Origin of the sequence: Bradyrhizobium sp. PRIMUS42, assembly GCF_023006515.1 — a bacterium.
Taxonomy (GTDB): domain Bacteria; phylum Pseudomonadota; class Alphaproteobacteria; order Rhizobiales; family Xanthobacteraceae; genus Bradyrhizobium.
Genome location: NZ_JALBGZ010000828.1, coordinates 1 through 2,526 on the forward strand (window position 1 = coordinate 1; position 2,526 = coordinate 2,526).

The following is a 2,526-nucleotide window of genomic DNA, read 5'->3' on the forward strand; positions in this document are numbered from 1 at the left end:
CAATCTTACTGCGAAGCGTGTCCGGCGTAGCTCTCAGAGCGAAGACGGACCGGGGCGTCTTGCGCCGTCGCCTTGGAACACGCCCCATCGAGCCGACCAGCCAGCTGCTCCTGGCCTGCCTGATGGTCGGCATGATGTCGGGCGGCGCCTTCACGCTCTCGACGTTCCCGCGTGCCGGCCTCGTCTATCTCGCCACCATCACGCTCGCCTGCGCCGGCGCGCTGCTGCTCTGCGGCACCGGGCCCTATCTGATGACAGCGGTGTTCCTGCTGCTGTTCGCATTTTTCATGGCGCGCAACATCGTCTCGCAGGGCAATCTGTTCCTCGGTAATCTCAAGGCCCAGCTCGAGCTCGAACGCCAGACCGAGATCATCTCGCTGCTGCTGAAGGATTTTCAGGAGAACGCCAGCGACTGGCTATGGCAGACCGATGCCGAAGGCCATCTGATCGACGTGCCCGAACGGTTCGCAGACGTCGCTCAGTTGCCGCTGCCGCTGCTGAAGGGATCGCATTTCGTGGACGTGCTCGACATGTTGTGTCCCGAAGACAAAAGCGCGGCCTACAACGTCGTCGGCCTGATGGAGCAGAACGAGCCGCTGCACGAGATGAATCTGAAGGTCGTCGCCGGTGGCGAGGCGCGGCTGTGGTCGCTGACGGCCAAGCCGGCCTATGACCGCGAGGGGCAGTTCCTCGGCTATCGCGGCTTCGGGCGCGACGTGACCGAACGCTGGCGCGCGGAGAAGGCCGAGGCCGAGAGCCGCGCCAAGTCCGACTTCCTGGCGGTGATGAGCCACGAGATCCGCACGCCCATGAACGGCGTGCTCGGGCTTGCCAGCATGCTGCTCGAAACCAACCTCGATCCGGAGCAGCGCGAGGCGGTTACCACGATCCGCGAGTCCGGCGACAATCTCCAGCGCATCCTCAACGACATTCTCGACCTGTCCAAGCTCGAGGCCGGCCGCTTCGCGTTCGAGGCGATCGACTTCGCCCCGCAGGCGCTGGTCGAGACGGTCGCAAACGTCGTGCGCGCGAGTGCCAAGAGCAAGGGGCTGGCGGTCAAGGTCGAGCTCGATCCGAACCTGCCGCCGACGCTGCGCGGCGACGTCGCGCGCATCCGCCAAGTGCTGCTCAACCTCGCGTCCAATGCGGTGAAGTTCACCGATGAAGGCGGGGTGACGATCTCTGCGACCTGCCAGGCGCGCCGTGACCTGCTGGCGACCGTCGAATGGACGGTGACCGACAGCGGCATCGGTATCGCCCCCGAAAAGCTCGGCCAGCTCTTCAGCGACTTCGCGCAGGCCGACGCCTCGATCAGCCGCCGCTTCGGCGGCACCGGCCTCGGCCTTGCGATCTCCCGGCGCATCATCGAGCAGATGGGCGGCACGATCGGCGTCACCTCGACGCCAGGGGAGGGTTCAACTTTCCGCTTCACGCTGGTGCTGCCCTGGAGCCAGGCGCAGGCCTCCGAGCAGAGGGCCGGCCGCGACGAGGCCGACGAGCTCAAGGCTCGCATCGCCGGCCTCGATCGGCCGCTGAAGGTGCTGGTCGCGGAGGACGATGCGGTCAACCGCATGGTCGTGAGCAAGATGTTGGGGGCCTTCGACGTCGAGCTGCGGGTCGTCACCGACGGCGTAGAGGCCGTCGCGGCTGCCTCCGAGGGCAATTACGATGTCGTGCTGATGGACGTGCGCATGCCCGACATGGACGGGCTCGCCGCCACCCGCGCGATCCGCGCGCAGGACGGGCGCTTCGAGGGCTTGCCCATCATCGCGCTGACCGCGAATGCCTTCCCCGAGGACGTCAGGATCTGCCGCGAGGCTGGCATGTCGGACTTCCTGGCCAAGCCGCTGCGCAAGCCGGCACTGGTCGCGGCATTGCTGCGTGCGCTGGACGGCCACGTGATGTCTGAGGACGCGCCACTCCAGCCGGAGCTGATGCCGGTCGAGCTGGAGTGGACGGACGAGGAAAGGCAGATCACCGGCGCCTAAGCGCTCAGATCGAAAAACTCGTCCCGCAGCCGCAGGACGCCGTGGCGTTGGGATTGTTGACGCGGAACGAGGCGCCGATCAGATCGTCGACGAAATCGACCTGGGACCCCTCCAGGAACGGCTGCGAGGCGGAATCGACCAGCACGACCGCATTGTCCTGCTCGATCACGAGGTCGTCGTCGGTGCGCGCACGGTCGATATCGAACTTGTACTGGAAACCCGAGCAGCCGCCGCCTTCGACGGAGATGCGCAGCATCGCGCCAGAGCCTTCGCCCTTGAGGATCTCCCCAATCCGGCGTGCGGCCCGATCGCTGATGGTCACGGCAGTCGTCATCGTTGGTCTCCGATCGTCCAGTGCGTCATACCCAATTCATTTGGTATCCCGCGCCCGACATAGTTAAGTGCCACCATACGCAGAATCAAATGGATAGGGACTAAATTCGCCGTGTCCGTCGGAATGGCAGCCCCTCGCGCGCCCTATGCCTGCGACCCCGATCGCAGCCGCGGCCGGCTGGTCGCCGAGCGCGGACATCCTGGT

At 65.9% G+C, this 2,526-nt stretch carries 2 protein-coding genes; one reads left to right on the forward strand and one right to left on the reverse strand.

Annotation, left to right across the window (positions count from 1 at the left end):
- Positions 1 to 59: 59 nt before the first annotated feature.
- Positions 60 to 1,988, forward strand: a complete 1,929-nt coding sequence (locus tag MOV75_RS34270; protein ID WP_247007551.1) for an ATP-binding protein — start codon at positions 60 to 62, stop codon at positions 1,986 to 1,988.
- A gap of 4 nt (positions 1,989 to 1,992) precedes the next feature.
- On the opposite strand, the gene erpA is transcribed toward MOV75_RS34270, so the two are convergent.
- Complete coding sequence (gene erpA, locus MOV75_RS34275; RefSeq protein WP_212084647.1) at positions 1,993 to 2,322, reverse strand: iron-sulfur cluster insertion protein ErpA; 330 nt, start codon at positions 2,320 to 2,322, stop codon at positions 1,993 to 1,995.
- Positions 2,323 to 2,526: the final 204 nt, after the last annotated feature.

Coding starts and splice junctions, on each gene's coding strand:
- erpA (WP_212084647.1), bottom strand. CDS start 2,322: ATGACGACTGCCGTGACCATCAGCGATCGGGCCGCACGCCGGATTGGG.